Consider the following 14,374-nt stretch of genomic DNA (forward strand, 5'->3'; position numbering starts at 1 on the left):
TTTCACCTATAAAAGTACTTACACTAAAGAAATTTAGAATTACAAGAACATCAAGGGGATAATGAATACAATTACAAAGTAAGGCTGACAAACTTGTTTTAACGAATTGCTTTAATGTTTCTATTTTAATTTTTTACAATTTTTAAATCATAAAAGGAAATAAGACAAGAATATCGGTGAAAATTTCAAAACCCCTGTTACTAAAGAATTCTATCCTAATTTTCCAAAAGCCTAGATTAAGACTTAATAAAGCTTGAAATAACAATATTATGAAAAATAAAACAATTGAATTTACAGATTCTGAAACCGAAAGAAAAGGTAATTTACCGGTTCCTGATGAATTCTTTAATGATCTTGAAAAAATAACAGCGGCATTTGACAAGGAAGATATTAATCCTGAAGAACTACCAGACTTACAAGAAAAAGCAAAGGAACTGCAAGAAGAAGGACTTAAATACCTCAAAAATTTCTTAGATGCCCCTCAAAAACATAATCAATATGTAAACTACAGAAATTCTATGAATAACCCTGTAGCGGAAAACACTAATAATATCCCTGAAAAAAAACCTTCCAGTAATGTCTTCTCTGCTGTCTTTAAAGCATTCGGATTCAAAACAATTAAAAAAGAAAGATCAAATAAGACAAATAGTAATAGTACTGAAAATAAGAAAGAAGATTCAACAAAAACAACAAACATATTAGATTCTCTGTCCCAAGTTTCAAACCCAAAAAATCAACAAGAAAAAACTTCCAAGAAAAAAACAAATAGTCCTAAAAACCCCAAGAACCAAAGAGAAAATCCAAGAAGTAGGTCAATGCAGTTTGGATAAAAAGATTTTTATAAACTATATTTTCTGGTTTAAAACTCTTCTGGAAGTTGATTCTAGAACGCATAAATGTATCTATTTTAACTTTTAGTAATTTCAGGTTAAATTTACCATATGGATAAACTGGTTTCTATTGTAATGCCCGTTAAAAATGCGATGCCATTTTTAAAAGAATGTCTGGACAGTATTTTAAATCAAACCTACAAAAATTGGGAGTTACTTGCTGTGGATGATAGTTCTAATGATCATTCAAATACATTACTAAATCAGTATACAACTAAGGACAATAGAATACAAGTTCTTACTTCCCAAGGAGATGGAATTATTTCCGCTTTGCAAACAGGCTATAAAGCTAGCAAAGGAATCTACATACATAGAATGGATGCAGATGATATTATGGTTCCTGCTAAGCTCAAAACACTTCATAATCTTTTAAAAAAACATGGGAAAGAAACAGTAGCTACCGGACATGTTCGTTATTTTTCAAAAAATGGCATCGGTGAAGGGTATCGTAACTATGAAAAATGGTTAAACGCACTATGTGATAACCAAAACCATTGGCAATCTATTTATAAAGAATGTGTTATTGCATCTCCATGTTGGATGGTACACCGAGATGATTTTGATAAATCAGGAGGGTTTAATTCCGCACTATATCCAGAAGACTATGACCTCGTGTTTAGGTTTTACAAATATGGATTAAAAGTAGTTTCTGCCTTAGAGACCTTACATTTATGGAGAGATCACCAATCCAGAACCAGCAGAAATCACGAACACTACCAACAAAATGCTTTTTTTAAAATAAAACTTCATTACTTTTTTCAATTAGATCGTGATCCTGAGCGACCCCTAGTGGTCTGGGGAGCGGGACCTAAAGGAAAAATAATGGCAAAATTATTAAAACTATTAAATCAAGAGTTCATTTGGGTAAGTAACAATCCAAAAAAACACGGCAAAGAAATATATAACCAAGTAATGGAATCTTATAAAATCATCATTACTGAAAAAAAACCGCAGGTAATTGTCACCGTAGCACAACGAAACGCACAAAAAGAAATTATTACTTTTCTAAATAATAACAAACTAATTGAAAATACTGATTTCTACCTTTTCCGATAATTAATAACAAGAATGCTATTTTAATTCTCGTAAACCCTTAATGAAAATCCACTTCATTAAAATTTTTTCACCATCCTCATTCTTGACAACACCAAATTTAGGGGCAACTACATTTGCAATGATAGCAGAAGTTACTGCTAAAAAAATACGATTAATAGGAAGAAAATGCCCTAAGGTAAATCTTGCTGCAAGAAATAAGATTGCGAAACCTATAAAGTTATATGCTAGAGCCTTGTATTTAGGTTTCATAATAAAATGTGGTTTTTACGCATTATATTTTGCTTTTTTACTTCCTTCATACATTACGTATTTAACTAGTTTAGCTTCAAGCTTACCATTGAAAAGTCTAATTTTACGAGAAGGTCTTAACCCCACGTGCTTTAAAGCTTCCATGTTAGAGGTAATAAACCAAGCATCTGTGCCGGGATAATTCTGTTTTAACGTATCTCCAATAGTCGCATACAAAGTCTCCATATCTACCTCCAGACGTTCTCCATAAGGAGGATTGAATACCATGTGTAATTTGTTTTCTGTATATTTTTCAGATTTAAAAAAATCTTCCTGTTCTATTTTAATATACTCAGATAAATTTGCATTCTTTACATTTTGTTTTGCTTTCCAGACAGCAGAAGGAGCCTTATCATATCCTATAATTTCGTAATGAAACTCTCTTGTTTTTTTTAAACTACTTTCAATTATTTTTTCAAAAAGATCTTCATCAAAATCATTCCATTTCTCAAAGGCAAATTCTTTTCTATTAATATTTGCTGGAATATTGCATGCAATCATTGCAGCTTCAACAGGGATAGTTCCACTACCACACATGGGATCTAGAAAATCACATTGACCATCCCAACCACTTAACAAAAGTATTCCTGCCGCAAGCACCTCATTAATAGGGGCAATATTCGTAGCCGTTTTATAGCCCCTATGATGTAAAGATCTGCCAGAACTATCTAAAGAAATAGTACATTCATTTCTAAAAATATGGACATGAATACGTAAGTCTGGAAACTTAATATCTACATTGGGTCTGCTGCCTTCTATATTGCGAAATTTATCTACGAGAGCATCCTTTGATTTTAAAGCTACATATTTGGAATGATTAAACTTTTCTGAATGTACGGTAGCATCAATTGCGAACGTATCATTAACACTAAGATATTTATGCCATGGCATTTTATAAACAGCATCATATAGTTCTTGCTCATCTCTTACCTTAAAACTGACTATTGGTTTCAATATTTTAATGGCTGTACGTAAACAAAGATTTGCCTTATACATAAATCCAATATCACCTTCAAAAGATACGCTTCGCACTCCTTTCTTAATATTCATTGCTCCTAAATTTCGCAATTCTGTCTCCAAGAGTTCTTCAAAACCAAAGAGCGTTTTGGCTACCATTGTATAATTATTTACCATAAGGACTTTCTCTTAAGAGGCAAAAATACATTAATTTAGCACCTTTAATAAAGAAGCATGCAAAAACCGATTAAAAATTGGTATACTGATTGGTTTGATACACCTTTTTACCACACACTTTATCGTGACCGAGATCATAAAGAAGCACAATTGTTTATGGATAACCTTACAAGTTATTTAAAGTTGCCAGCAAATGCTTCTATATTAGATTTAGCCTGTGGAAAAGGAAGGCATTCCGTTTATTTAAATACGCTTGGATTTGATGTTACCGGGGTAGACCTTTCTGCAAACAGCATTGCATTTGCAAAGAAATTTGAAAATAATTCACTTCACTTTGACGTGCATGATATGTCTCAACCCTATCCTCAAAAATTTGATGCTATTTTAAATCTTTTTACCAGTTTTGGATATTTTGATAAAGATGAAGATAACCTCCATACAATTAGAGCTATTAAGCAGGCTCTTAAACCTAATGGTGTAGGCGTTATAGACTTTTTAAACGTCACTTACGTGGAAAAACATTTGGTTCCTAATGAAATAAAAATTGTTGATAACATTGAATTTCATATTAATCGTTTTATACAAGACGGTTACATTTTAAAGACTATTGATTTCAATTTTGAAAATGAAGCGTATCATTTCACTGAAAGAGTTAAATCTCTAAATTACGAAGATTTCAAAGCTTACTTTCAACATTCAGGAGTATCACTATTAAGTACTTTTGGAGACTACAAATTAAATGCATTTCAAAAAGATTCTTCAGAGCGTTTAATAATGGTATTTCAATGATGAATTATTTACTTCCTATCGCAGCGGTTTTGTCTGGGCTTATTTTTGCAATATTAATTAAACCACGTAAAAAAAGTAATCTCAAGCTTTTTCTTGCATTTAGTGGTGCTTTTTTGTTATCCCTTACTGTATTTGACCTATTGCCTGAAATTTATGAAAAATCACCCTCTGGTGAAGTAGGGATTTTTATAATGTTAGGGATTTTTTTTCAGATTTTTTTAGAATTCTTTTCTAAAGGAGCTGAACACGGTCATGTACATGCAAATAAAGATACTTCCAGTTTTCCATGGTTACTATTTGCAAGTTTAAGCATCCATAGTATTTTGGAAGGTTTTCCTTTACACATGCATGAGTCGCTAGTTCTGGGTATTGTTATTCATAAAATACCCATTGCCATTATCTTAAGTACTTTTTTCCTAGATCAGGGAATTTCAAAGGTTAAAGTTGTAATACTTCTTGTGCTGTTTGGATGCATGACACCTATAGGTAGCTTGTTATCTGAAAATATTTCTTTTCTGGAACCATATCTTACTCAGATATCTGCTTTGGTGATTGGGATTTTCCTTCATATTTCTACCATCATTTTATTTGAAAGCTCCGAGGGGCATACCTTCAATATTAGAAAACTTTTAGTAATCGCTTTTGGGGTTGTAACCGCATACTTTTTATAAATGTTCAGTAAAGAGGACTCAAAAAAGATAAGAGAAGAATTCTGGATTTCGTTTGGAAAGTCTTTTCCAAGAAAATGGATTTTATACAACACAAAAATTCGTGACTTCTCTTTTAAATTTTATTTTGACACTAAAATAGCAATGGTCATTTTGGCTATTGAATGTGTTGACATAGAGAAACGTATGTATTACTATGAAAAACTAGTTTCTTTAAAATCAATACTTAAAAATGAATATCTTCCTGAAGTAATTTTTGAAGAGGACTATTATCTTGACAACGGAAAAGAAATTTCAAGAATCTTTGTCTTAAAAGAAGAGGTTAGTATTCATAATAAAAAAAGCTGGCAGGAAACAATGATTTTCCTAGAAAAAAACATGTTGCTTTTTGAAGATTTTTTTAGAGAATACGAAGATTTTATAAAATCCTAAATCACATCAATTAGTATAAAAAAGAAATGTGAAATACTCCCTCCTAATACAAAAAAATGCCAAATAACATGATGATAAGGAATCTTTTTAACTACGTAGAAAAATATCCCTAAAGTGTAAAGACCACCTCCTAACATAAGCAAATTTAAACCAAAGGAGGTAATTGCTGCCATTAAGCTTTGCATATCAAAAATTATTAGCCATCCCATTATCAGATAAAGCATAAGAGATATTAATTCATATTTTCCTGTAAAAAATATTTTCAATAGCGTTCCTATAAAGGCAATCCCCCAAACGACAGAAAAAATGAGCCATCCAGAACCTTTCTCAAGGGTAATTAGAGCTACAGGGCTATAAGTACCCGCTATTAAGAAAAAAATGCTGATATGGTCTATTTTCCTCCATATTATTTTCCATTTTAAGTCACTTACTGCATGGTATATCGTAGAAGCAGAATACAACAATATCACAGATAAAGAATAGAGAACTATGCTAAATGTACTATACGGAGTCTTCTCTCCATTATTAAAGAGAAGTATCACAAGCCCCACTATCCCTAAAATAATTCCTACTCCATGAGAGACCGCATTCCAAATTTCTTCTTGTCTTGTTTGCATACTATATGTACGATACCTTAATATGATTAGATGTTAGATTTGAATGATTATCGAAAACAAAATTAGTAAAAGAACTTTTTCAACTACTCTGGGTAATACCAAAATGGAATCGTTATTATTTTTCTTTGAATAATACTGTCCTTTCTATAGTCTTTTCTCCAAATTTCCAAAGCATGCTTTCCTTTGTTTACATTGCCTATATCCAGAAATGTTTCAAAGCCAATTTGCTTTCTCTGATTGCGCGAAACGATAAAAGCCCCTTTAAGCTCTAGGGAGTCTATTTTAAAAGTGTACATCTCCTCTACCGTTTGTAAATATAATGGGAGTTTGTTTTCAGCCTCTTTTACTACTCCTGAAGAGAAAATAGAAAAAATTCCTCTTTTATCCTCTTCAGGTTCTAAGGATTTTTCAAAATAAAAAACATCATCTTCTATAGATTTACCATACGCAATAAAAACATTAAGAAAAGGGTTTGTGATTACTTTTGAAGGAATGGCAGCAAGATGAACAAATTGTGTTGCTTTAGTAATTTCATCATAATAATTCTCTTGGTCTGCCACTACCTTATTGGCTTTAAGATTTTTATTTATATAATTAGACGTGCTGAAACCGGTTCCCGCTAAAATTATAATCCCCATATACAACGGTACCAGAATCAAGCTCAATCTTTTTCCAAATTTGGTGTCTAGAAAATTATAAACCATCGGACGGTATAAAAAAGAAAGTGTTAAATATTTAAACACCCAATAAAAAGGATAGTACAAAAAAGTAGTCCACTTTTTCTTTTTTAGCCAACCTTGCGTAATAAAGTCAAAAAATGTAAAAACACTCCCTATCGAAATAAAAATAATAAGTGGTATACCAATTCCAAATCGATAAAATCTACTTGTTTCTTCCTTATCTATCCACAAACCGATTAATGTCAATAGAAAAGTAATGAGCAATAATCCTATAAGATAAAATACCAGCAGAAAAGTAACTGCAAATATGATACTACAATACTTTTCTAGCGTAGCCACATAATTATCAAAGGAGCCAATTCTTTTTTGAAGATGATTCGTAAATTTTTTACTGTAGCTTAGCTTGTCATAATCAATATCATCTGATACATAACGAAGACCAATAGCTCCTATCCATAAACCTCTTAATACTACGTGAATAATTAGGTTAAAAGTAATTATAACCCATGAAATCATTAAACCTTGCCAAAGAAATGATGCATAAACATTACGTTGCATTTCTGCTTCTAATACATTGATATGTATAGGTTCTTTAATTGCAAAAAGACCAAAAATTGCAAAACCAGAAATAATAAGTTCTAACTGCCAACTTTCTTGTTGCAGAATATCCAGCCATTTTTTAAATTTTTCATCCTGAGGATTATTACTCATAGCGCAATAATTTGTATAAATATATCTAAAAAAAAGCTGGGAATAAAGGAGTGGTAATACTATTGATATAGCGGCATAAAAAAACCCTTCTCTTTATAGAGAAGGGTTTTTGAGCAAGGCGGCGACATACTCTCCCGGTTACCCAGTACCATCTGCGCTGATGGGCTTAACTAATCTGTTCGGAATGGTAAGAGGTGAGCCCCATCGCTATAACCACCTTAAACTTGTATTGGACTTGATCTTGTATCTGTAGTAGTACTGAACAAACAGGCAATACACTATTTACTCACTACTTTGTATTAAATACTTAATACTAACATAATGTTGTTGACATATTGATTAAAACGAATATCCCACAAGTAAAGATTACGGATTGACGATAGTACAGACGTATTCTAATTAAATTGGAATATCTCATCCTAAACACCACATCCCTATTGAACTATTCTTAATGATTTTGAATTTTGACTAAATAAAAAAGGGATATTCTAATTTTTTAATGATTAAAAATTGTTAAAATAAGAGAAATACTGAAAAAAGTAAAATTTGTACCGAAAAAAGGATTTATTGTCCTACACCTAAGTGATATTCCGTTACTATGTTTGTTATCAGTTAAAAATAACAATTTCATTATGACCGAAAACAAGAAAGCTATTTTACTTTCCTTAACATTATTAGTTGTGTTTTTTATTGTCGGAGAACTTATTACAAGTTCTGGAGAAAGGAATAAAAAAGACATGACCGAATACGAAAAATTAATGGGTATGGGAGAAACTCAAGCCCATGTTCCAGGTCCAATGGAAGTATTTAGACACGCTATAAGTGAATTAAGCGATCCATTTTATGACAATGGTCCAAATGACAAAGGAATTGGCATACAATTACTTTACTCTGTGGTCAGAGTAATGGCTGGATACCTATTATCCGTTATTATCGCATTACCAATAGGATTTCTTATAGGAATGTCTCCTGTTTTTTATAAGGCCTTGCAACCTTACATACAAATATTAAAACCTATATCTCCCTTAGCATGGATGCCTTTGGCATTATTCGTAATAAAAGACTCTATCATGTCTTCCATATTTGTCATATTTATTTGTTCCATATGGCCTATGCTTATTAATACCGCCTTTGGAGTAATATCGGTTAAAAAGGATTTTCTAAATGTAGGTAAAACACTAGAAATGAGCAATTTTAAGACAGCTTTCACAATAATACTACCTGCTGCATTGCCTACAATTTTCACTGGACTAAGAATATCAATGGGTATTTCATGGTTGGTTATTGTAGCTGCAGAAATGCTTGTAGGAGGAACCGGTATAGGGTATTATGTATGGAATGAATGGAATAATTTGGATTTAGCAAGCGTTGTTTTTTCCATAATAATGATTGGTTTAATAGGAATGTTTCTAGACTCATTAATATCAAGATCTTCTAAATATTTTAACTATCAAGAATAAAGCTAACCAATATGCAAGAATTTTTAAAAGTTGAAAATATATCAAAATCATATCCTATTAGAGGTAAAAATGGTTCTGTAACGATTTATGAGAATATTAATTTCACAATGAACAAAGGTGAATTTATGTGTGTCATTGGACATTCTGGATGTGGAAAATCTACTATTCTAAACAATCTTGCCGGTTTAGACATCCCTTCTAGTGGTTCAATTACAATGTTAGGGAAAGAGGTTCACGCTCCTAGTTTAGAACGTGGTGTCATTTTTCAGAATCATAGTATCCTTCCATGGCTTACCGTATTTAAAAATGTAACCATGGCCATTAAGTGCAAATTTAAGAATATGAATACCGATGATATCTCCAATAGAGCTACTCATTTTTTAAAGATGGTAGGTCTACAAGATGCCATGTATAAAAAACCTTCTGAACTCTCTGGAGGGATGAAACAACGCGTTGGTATTGCCAGAGCTTTTGCAATAGAACCTAGTCTACTTTTAATGGATGAACCCTTCGGCGCATTAGATGCTTTAACACGAGGAAAACTACAAGAAAAGCTTGTTGAAATATGCGATAAAACCAAGCAAACAACTTTCATGATTACACATGATATTGATGAAGCAATATTACTTTCGGATAGAATCCTTCTCATGTCGGATGGGCCAGAAGCCAGAATAGCAGAAATCGTAGCTGTAAATATTCCGAAACCAAGAAATAGAGCTACCATTATTAACCACCCTGCCTATTATGATATTAGAAATTATTTGGTTGATTTTCTCGTGAATCATTCTGGAACAATTAATGAAAACATAAAGAAGGGAACTTTAAAAGAAAAAGATTTACCGATTGATGTGGATCCACACCAATTGAAATTACAATTAGAAAATAATTAAATAGACCGAATATGGACAAAAAACAAATGACAGAAATCATTTTAGACACTAAAATGAAAAAAGAAATTTCGTGGAGTGATCTAGCGACTGCTACCGGATTAAACCCAGTATGTGTAGCAGCCGCATGTTTGGGAAGTGCTTCGTTAAATGATACCGAAGCTGCTGCAGTAGTTAATTTACTTGAATTAGGGATCGATGTTGAAAAAATGTTAAAAATATTCCCTTTAAAAGGTGAGGGGCAAGTGGTACCAAGTGATCCACTTATTTATAGACTCTTTGAAATTGCATATGTCTATGGACCAAGTATTAAAGAAATTACGCATGAAAAATTTGGAGATGGAATTATGAGTGCAATCGATTTCACTCTGGATGTAGATAAAGTTGAAGACCCTAAGGGAGATCGAGTTCAAATTACAATGACCGGTAAATTTCTTCCGTATAAGAAATGGTAAAATCAATACCAACAACTAAAAACACGAAATTATGCCAGTAAATAGCTTAGATGATCCATTTAGTGAAAAATCCGACTTGTCTCACGGTGCAGGTTGTAGTTGTAAATCTTGTCATTCGTCCGATGTGGAAATGGTTCAAAACCTTCCACATACAGAGGAAGAAATGGTAAACAGATTTGTTGAAACTTCAGTTGTAAAATCAATATTTGGAGGTAACGATTTACAACGAAGACAATTTATTAGAACCGTTGGAGCCGGTGTTTTTAGAGCAGCGCTCTTATCAGTTATCCCTCTTGGAGCATTACAATCCTGTATTAACGATACCAAAAAGAAAGTAGAATCTGGAGGTGCTACAAAACTAGGTGCTTCTAAATTAGAAAAAACTAAATTAAACATTGGGTTTGTTCCTATTACATGTGCGACCCCAATCATCATGTCAAAGCCTATGGGCTTTTATGAAAAATATGGTTTAGATGTAGATGTTATCAAAACAGCTGGTTGGGCAGTAGCAAGAGATAAAAGTTTGAATAACGAGTATGATGCCTCGCATATGCTTACTCCAATGCCATTAGCAATGACTATGGGTGCTGGTTCCAGTTCTGTTCCTTATGTAATGCCAGCTGTAGAGAACATAAACGGACAAGCGATTTGTCTGCATAACAAACATAAAAACAAACGAGACCCTAAAATGTGGAAAGGGTTTAAGTTTGGAGTTCCTTTTGAATACTCTATGCATAACTTTTTATTACGTTACTACGTTGCAGAACATGGGTTAGATCCAGACAAAGATATTCAGATTCGCGTTGTACCACCACCAGAAATGGTAGCAAACTTAAGAGCAGGAAATTTAGATGGATACTTATCGCCCGACCCATTCAACCAAAGGGCTGTTTATGAAAACGTAGGGTTCTTACATTTACTAACTAAAGAAATTTGGGAAGGACACCCTTGTTGTGCATTTGCTTGTAGTCAAGAGTTTGTTACGAATAACCCAAACACTTATGCAGCTTTATTTAGTGCAATAATAGATGCTACTCACTATTCTTCTAAACAAGAAAATAGAGCAGGAATCGCCGAAGCAATAGCACCAAAAAACTATTTAAATCAACCAGCTTCAGTAATTGCTCAAGTACTTACTGGAAGATATGCTGATGGTTTAGGGAATGTATTAAATGAACCAGATCGTATAGGATTTGACCCCTTTCCTTGGCATTCAATGGGAGTTTGGATACTTACTCAGATGAAGCGATGGGGATATGTAAAAGAAGACATTGACTACAAAAAAATAGCTGAACAAGTGTATTTAGCTGCAGAATGTGGTGCTAAAATGAAAGAAATGGGCTATGAAGCTCCCTCAACTACTTATAAAAAGCATATAATTATGGGGAAAGAATTTGATCCTAATTTCCCAGAAGAATATGTAAACAGCTTCGATATTCGTGTAAAATAAAAAAAGTATCCATTTGTTTTACATAATTTGCACATACTCCGTCCAACCCGCTTTATACATTGAAATTGCATTTCAAAATTTATTGGGTATTACTTAAATGTAGTTAGATGGCAGTGTTCTAAGCTACTAGAAAACAGAATGGCCCTTTTGAAAATACTAAAAATAATGGAACAAAAACATCCACTACCTCCTTTTAATTTTGACACGGCAACCCAAAAAGTACAGTTAGCAGAAGATGCATGGAATAGTAAAAATTCTAAAAGAATTGCACTTGCATATTCACCAGATACGGAATGGAGAAATAGGGATTTATTTATCAACGGAAGAGAAGAAGTTATTTCTTTTCTAGATACTAAGTGGAAGAAAGAATTAGCCTATAAACTTAAAAAAGAACTTTGGGCTTTTACAGAAAATAAAATTGCTGTGCGCTTTGAATATGAGTGGCATGACTCTAATGGGCAGTGGTGCCGCTCTTATGGTAATGAGAACTGGGAATTCGATAAAAATGGTCTTATGAAAAAGCGTTACGCAAGCATAAATGATTTGCCAATTAAAGAAACTGAAAGAAAATTTATTAATTCCGATCTTTAAAAGAGTAACGGAACTGTTCAGGAGTTTTATTACATACTTTCTTGAAAAATCTAATAAAATAAGAGTTATCACTATAATTAAGTTCATGTGCAATAGAACTAATAGACATATCAGAATGAATGATAAGTCGTTTTGCTTCCAAAATGATTCGTTCTAAAAGAATCGTTGAAGGAGTTTTATTAATCGTTTTTTTACATATATAACCTAATTGCTTTAATGAAATATTCATTTTTTCGGCATAAAAAACTAATGCTTTATGATCTTTAAAATAATTGTTAACAAGTGATTCAAAACGATTTAATTGTATTAATTCATGACTATAAGTGATGCAAAACTCATGATTTTTTCTATAAATCCTTGATAATTCTACAAATAGAACATTAAGATAAAGTCGTATCATTTCATGATAATTGAGTAGATGATTTTGATATTCTTCACTGATCTTTTTATATAAATCAATTAAAATAACTTGTTCAACTACATTTAATTTTAAATAGGGAACACTTGCTGATGATTTGAAAAATGGGAATTTCATCAATTTATCAAGTTTAAAATCAATCAAAAAATATTCTTTTTTAAAAAATAGAACATATCCATCTGTATCCTTATCCAAACACCAACAATGCACTTGACCAGGAGATACGATAAACATCACCCCAGGCTCAACTTTATAATCCTCGTAATCAATTGAATGTGTTCCACTTCCTTTTGTAATTAACAACAATAAATAAAAATCATGTCCGTGTGGTTTTTCAATAAACTGATTTACATTAATATGGTCATTAAAAGATCTTATATAAAAATTGCTATTAAATTCCATACAATTATTATAATCCTGAAAATTTGAAATATTGAAAACGGGTAAATTAACAGAATTTTTCATAATGATCAATTTTATTATTTAGTGAGATATTATCCTAAAAACAATAAATCTAAGTATTTATACTTAGTTAAATATATAAATAAATTTTTGTCCCACAATTATACCATATACTTAATACAGAATTCCCATTTTACGCTATTGTAAATTCATTATTCTAAATTTAAATTGTTATAAAATAACATTTAAACAAAAAAAGATTTCCAAAAAATTAAGAGGAGAGCCAAAGCATTATTATTGATAAAGCAAGGCAAGGCAAGGTAAGCTACAAATACCAGTTAGTAAAAAAACTCAAGTGAGGAACGTAAGACGATCTATAATTGGATTAAGCTATACCAACAGGAAGGAATAGTTTCTTATTTAAAGATAAAAAGCCGAGGTTTACGAGTAGAGAAAACCCCTAGAGTAGTCGATCAAGGGATTTGAGAAAAACTATCGGATCCCACAACAATCATTACCAGTTATCTAGAATATTAGATTGGATAAGAGTTAACAATAAACTACAAGACTTTATATAGTCATTATAGAATACATCACATTAGTGTACTTAAGGTAATCACGATTAAGATGATAGGGCTCTTGAAGCCTTTAAAAAAACTACCATATCCCTTATCTAAGATTAGAAATAGTTTAGATAAAGATAAATATACTAGTGTAAACCTTTGTTTTCTGGATGAATCCCGTTTTGGATTAATGACCAAACAAAAATGCGTACTAGTATCAAAGGGAATCAAGCGCGTCGGAAGATATTAACACAGCTACAACTGGTTATGACCTTGGGTATCTTTCTTTTCTCCCCTATTATTGGTGATAGCTTCTATTGGGAAACACCTTTGGTCTCTAATGACATCTTTGAAGATTTCCTTAGAGACTTTAGCAATCAAAATCCAAATGAACTTAAAAACATCACTATCGCTGATAATATAAGGCTCCTAAGAATACCTCCTTATAGCCTAGAACTTAATCCTGCAGACAAGATGGCAATGGATGAAAAACAAAGTAGCCATGAAAGTCTTTCCAGATATGGGAGCATTACAAGAACAGATAACCTTAATGGTTAAAACCCTTAACCCTAAATTAGTTAAATCTATTACAGACTATAAATTATATCTAAATACCTTTTTTGAATATGAAATGGTATGATTGTACATCATACAACTATTGAACTCTTTCTTTGTAACCTTCTGCTTAAACCCAAAAATACAGTACAGATTTAAGGAATCTATACCATATTTTTGGGTTTTGAGTCTGGAATATTAGTTCACTCTAAATACTCTGCATGGAATTATTTTAGTTTTAAACAAAAAAAACCCTTCTCTTTATAGAGAAGGGTTTTTGAGCAAGGCGGCGACATACTCTCCCGGTTACCCAGTACCATCTGCGCTG

The 14,374-nt window shown here is 32.1% G+C and carries 16 protein-coding genes and 1 rRNA gene; 11 read left to right on the forward strand and 6 right to left on the reverse strand.

The features are described from left to right. Window positions 1–269: 269 nt before the first annotated feature. Window positions 270–830, forward strand: coding sequence for a hypothetical protein (locus WBG07_RS16250; protein WP_340202757.1), 561 nt, complete (start codon window positions 270–272; stop codon window positions 828–830). 111 nt (window positions 831–941) lie between these two features. Continuing rightward, window positions 942–1,946: a glycosyltransferase family 2 protein gene (locus tag WBG07_RS16255; RefSeq protein WP_340202759.1), complete on the forward strand. Its 1,005-nt coding sequence runs from the start codon at window positions 942–944 to the stop codon at window positions 1,944–1,946. A 15-nt stretch (window positions 1,947–1,961) separates the two neighbouring features. Here the strand turns inward: WBG07_RS16255 and WBG07_RS16260 are convergent, their stop codons facing one another. Further along, window positions 1,962–2,195: a hypothetical protein gene (locus WBG07_RS16260; RefSeq protein WP_340202761.1), complete on the reverse strand. Its 234-nt coding sequence runs from the start codon at window positions 2,193–2,195 to the stop codon at window positions 1,962–1,964. A gap of 15 nt (window positions 2,196–2,210) precedes the next feature. Further along, a complete protein-coding gene (locus tag WBG07_RS16265; protein ID WP_340202763.1) occupies window positions 2,211–3,368 on the reverse strand; it encodes a THUMP domain-containing class I SAM-dependent RNA methyltransferase in 1,158 nt (385 codons plus the stop codon). Between the two features lie 57 nt (window positions 3,369–3,425). Between WBG07_RS16265 and WBG07_RS16270 the strand changes: the two genes are divergently transcribed. From WBG07_RS16270 to WBG07_RS16280, 3 genes are read left to right on the forward strand one after another with little or no spacing between them, the layout of a single operon-like run. Beyond that, window positions 3,426–4,157, forward strand: coding sequence for a class I SAM-dependent methyltransferase (locus WBG07_RS16270; RefSeq protein ID WP_340202765.1), 732 nt, complete (start codon window positions 3,426–3,428; stop codon window positions 4,155–4,157). Further along, window positions 4,154–4,828 carry a ZIP family metal transporter gene (locus WBG07_RS16275; RefSeq protein WP_340202767.1) on the forward strand — a complete coding sequence of 225 codons (675 nt, stop codon included), beginning with the start codon at window positions 4,154–4,156 and terminating at the stop codon, window positions 4,826–4,828. Before WBG07_RS16270 ends, WBG07_RS16275 begins: the two co-directional genes overlap by 4 nt. Further along, on the forward strand, window positions 4,829–5,257 hold the full coding sequence (locus WBG07_RS16280; RefSeq protein WP_340202769.1) for a DUF4268 domain-containing protein: 429 nt from the start codon (window positions 4,829–4,831) through the stop codon (window positions 5,255–5,257). It abuts the gene before it with no gap. Here the strand turns inward: WBG07_RS16280 and trhA are convergent. From trhA to rrf, 3 genes are all read right to left on the reverse strand, one after another. Next, complete coding sequence (gene trhA / locus WBG07_RS16285) at window positions 5,254–5,874, reverse strand: PAQR family membrane homeostasis protein TrhA (RefSeq protein ID WP_340202771.1); 621 nt, start codon at window positions 5,872–5,874, stop codon at window positions 5,254–5,256. The two genes, WBG07_RS16280 and trhA, sit on opposite strands and share 4 nt — an antisense overlap. 83 nt (window positions 5,875–5,957) lie before the next feature. After that, a complete protein-coding gene (locus WBG07_RS16290; protein WP_340202773.1) occupies window positions 5,958–7,265 on the reverse strand; it encodes a hypothetical protein in 1,308 nt (435 codons plus the stop codon). Window positions 7,266–7,378: 113 nt separating this feature from the next. Beyond that, window positions 7,379–7,486: ribosomal RNA gene (rrf, locus tag WBG07_RS16295) — 5S ribosomal RNA — on the reverse strand. Window positions 7,487–7,897: 411 nt separating this feature from the next. On the opposite strand from rrf, the gene ntrB reads away from it, so the two are divergent. The 5 genes from ntrB (at window position 7,898) to WBG07_RS16320 (ending at window position 12,108) form a co-directional block, all read left to right on the forward strand. Next, entirely contained in the window at window positions 7,898–8,725 is an 828-nt protein-coding gene (gene ntrB, locus WBG07_RS16300; RefSeq protein ID WP_340202775.1) for a nitrate ABC transporter permease, read from the forward strand. A gap of 11 nt (window positions 8,726–8,736) precedes the next feature. Then, window positions 8,737–9,615: an ABC transporter ATP-binding protein gene (locus WBG07_RS16305; RefSeq protein WP_340202777.1), complete on the forward strand. Its 879-nt coding sequence runs from the start codon at window positions 8,737–8,739 to the stop codon at window positions 9,613–9,615. An 11-nt stretch (window positions 9,616–9,626) separates the two neighbouring features. Further along, entirely contained in the window at window positions 9,627–10,067 is a 441-nt protein-coding gene (cynS, locus tag WBG07_RS16310) for a cyanase (protein WP_340202778.1), read from the forward strand. Window positions 10,068–10,098: 31 nt separating this feature from the next. Further along, entirely contained in the window at window positions 10,099–11,517 is a 1,419-nt protein-coding gene (locus WBG07_RS16315) for a CmpA/NrtA family ABC transporter substrate-binding protein (protein WP_340202780.1), read from the forward strand. Window positions 11,518–11,682: 165 nt separating this feature from the next. After that, a complete protein-coding gene (locus tag WBG07_RS16320; RefSeq protein ID WP_340202782.1) occupies window positions 11,683–12,108 on the forward strand; it encodes a DUF1348 family protein in 426 nt (141 codons plus the stop codon). Here the strand turns inward: WBG07_RS16320 and WBG07_RS16325 are convergent. Beyond that, on the reverse strand, window positions 12,092–12,991 hold the full coding sequence (locus tag WBG07_RS16325) for an AraC family transcriptional regulator (RefSeq protein ID WP_340202784.1): 900 nt from the start codon (window positions 12,989–12,991) through the stop codon (window positions 12,092–12,094). The genes WBG07_RS16320 and WBG07_RS16325 overlap by 17 nt on opposite strands. Window positions 12,992–13,695: 704 nt before the next feature. On the opposite strand from WBG07_RS16325, the gene WBG07_RS16330 reads away from it, so the two are divergent. Continuing rightward, window positions 13,696–14,049 carry a hypothetical protein gene (locus WBG07_RS16330; RefSeq protein WP_340202786.1) on the forward strand — a complete coding sequence of 118 codons (354 nt, stop codon included), beginning with the start codon at window positions 13,696–13,698 and terminating at the stop codon, window positions 14,047–14,049. Window positions 14,050–14,374: the final 325 nt, after the last annotated feature.

The organism is Ascidiimonas meishanensis (assembly GCF_037782385.1).
In the GTDB taxonomy this organism is placed as follows: Bacteria; Bacteroidota; Bacteroidia; order Flavobacteriales; family Flavobacteriaceae; genus Ascidiimonas; species Ascidiimonas meishanensis.

Coding starts and splice junctions, on each gene's coding strand:
- WBG07_RS16250 (WP_340202757.1), top strand. CDS start 270: ATGAAAAATAAAACAATTGAATTTACAGATTCTGAAACCGAAAGAAAA.
- WBG07_RS16255 (WP_340202759.1), top strand. CDS start 942: ATGGATAAACTGGTTTCTATTGTAATGCCCGTTAAAAATGCGATGCCA.
- WBG07_RS16260 (WP_340202761.1), bottom strand. CDS start 2,195: ATGAAACCTAAATACAAGGCTCTAGCATATAACTTTATAGGTTTCGCA.
- WBG07_RS16265 (WP_340202763.1), bottom strand. CDS start 3,368: ATGGTAAATAATTATACAATGGTAGCCAAAACGCTCTTTGGTTTTGAA.
- WBG07_RS16270 (WP_340202765.1), top strand. CDS start 3,426: ATGCAAAAACCGATTAAAAATTGGTATACTGATTGGTTTGATACACCT.
- WBG07_RS16275 (WP_340202767.1), top strand. CDS start 4,154: ATGATGAATTATTTACTTCCTATCGCAGCGGTTTTGTCTGGGCTTATT.
- WBG07_RS16280 (WP_340202769.1), top strand. CDS start 4,829: ATGTTCAGTAAAGAGGACTCAAAAAAGATAAGAGAAGAATTCTGGATT.
- trhA (WP_340202771.1), bottom strand. CDS start 5,874: ATGCAAACAAGACAAGAAGAAATTTGGAATGCGGTCTCTCATGGAGTA.
- WBG07_RS16290 (WP_340202773.1), bottom strand. CDS start 7,265: ATGAGTAATAATCCTCAGGATGAAAAATTTAAAAAATGGCTGGATATT.
- ntrB (WP_340202775.1), top strand. CDS start 7,898: ATGACCGAAAACAAGAAAGCTATTTTACTTTCCTTAACATTATTAGTT.
- WBG07_RS16305 (WP_340202777.1), top strand. CDS start 8,737: ATGCAAGAATTTTTAAAAGTTGAAAATATATCAAAATCATATCCTATT.
- cynS (WP_340202778.1), top strand. CDS start 9,627: ATGGACAAAAAACAAATGACAGAAATCATTTTAGACACTAAAATGAAA.
- WBG07_RS16315 (WP_340202780.1), top strand. CDS start 10,099: ATGCCAGTAAATAGCTTAGATGATCCATTTAGTGAAAAATCCGACTTG.
- WBG07_RS16320 (WP_340202782.1), top strand. CDS start 11,683: ATGGAACAAAAACATCCACTACCTCCTTTTAATTTTGACACGGCAACC.
- WBG07_RS16325 (WP_340202784.1), bottom strand. CDS start 12,991: ATGAAAAATTCTGTTAATTTACCCGTTTTCAATATTTCAAATTTTCAG.
- WBG07_RS16330 (WP_340202786.1), top strand. CDS start 13,696: ATGCGTACTAGTATCAAAGGGAATCAAGCGCGTCGGAAGATATTAACA.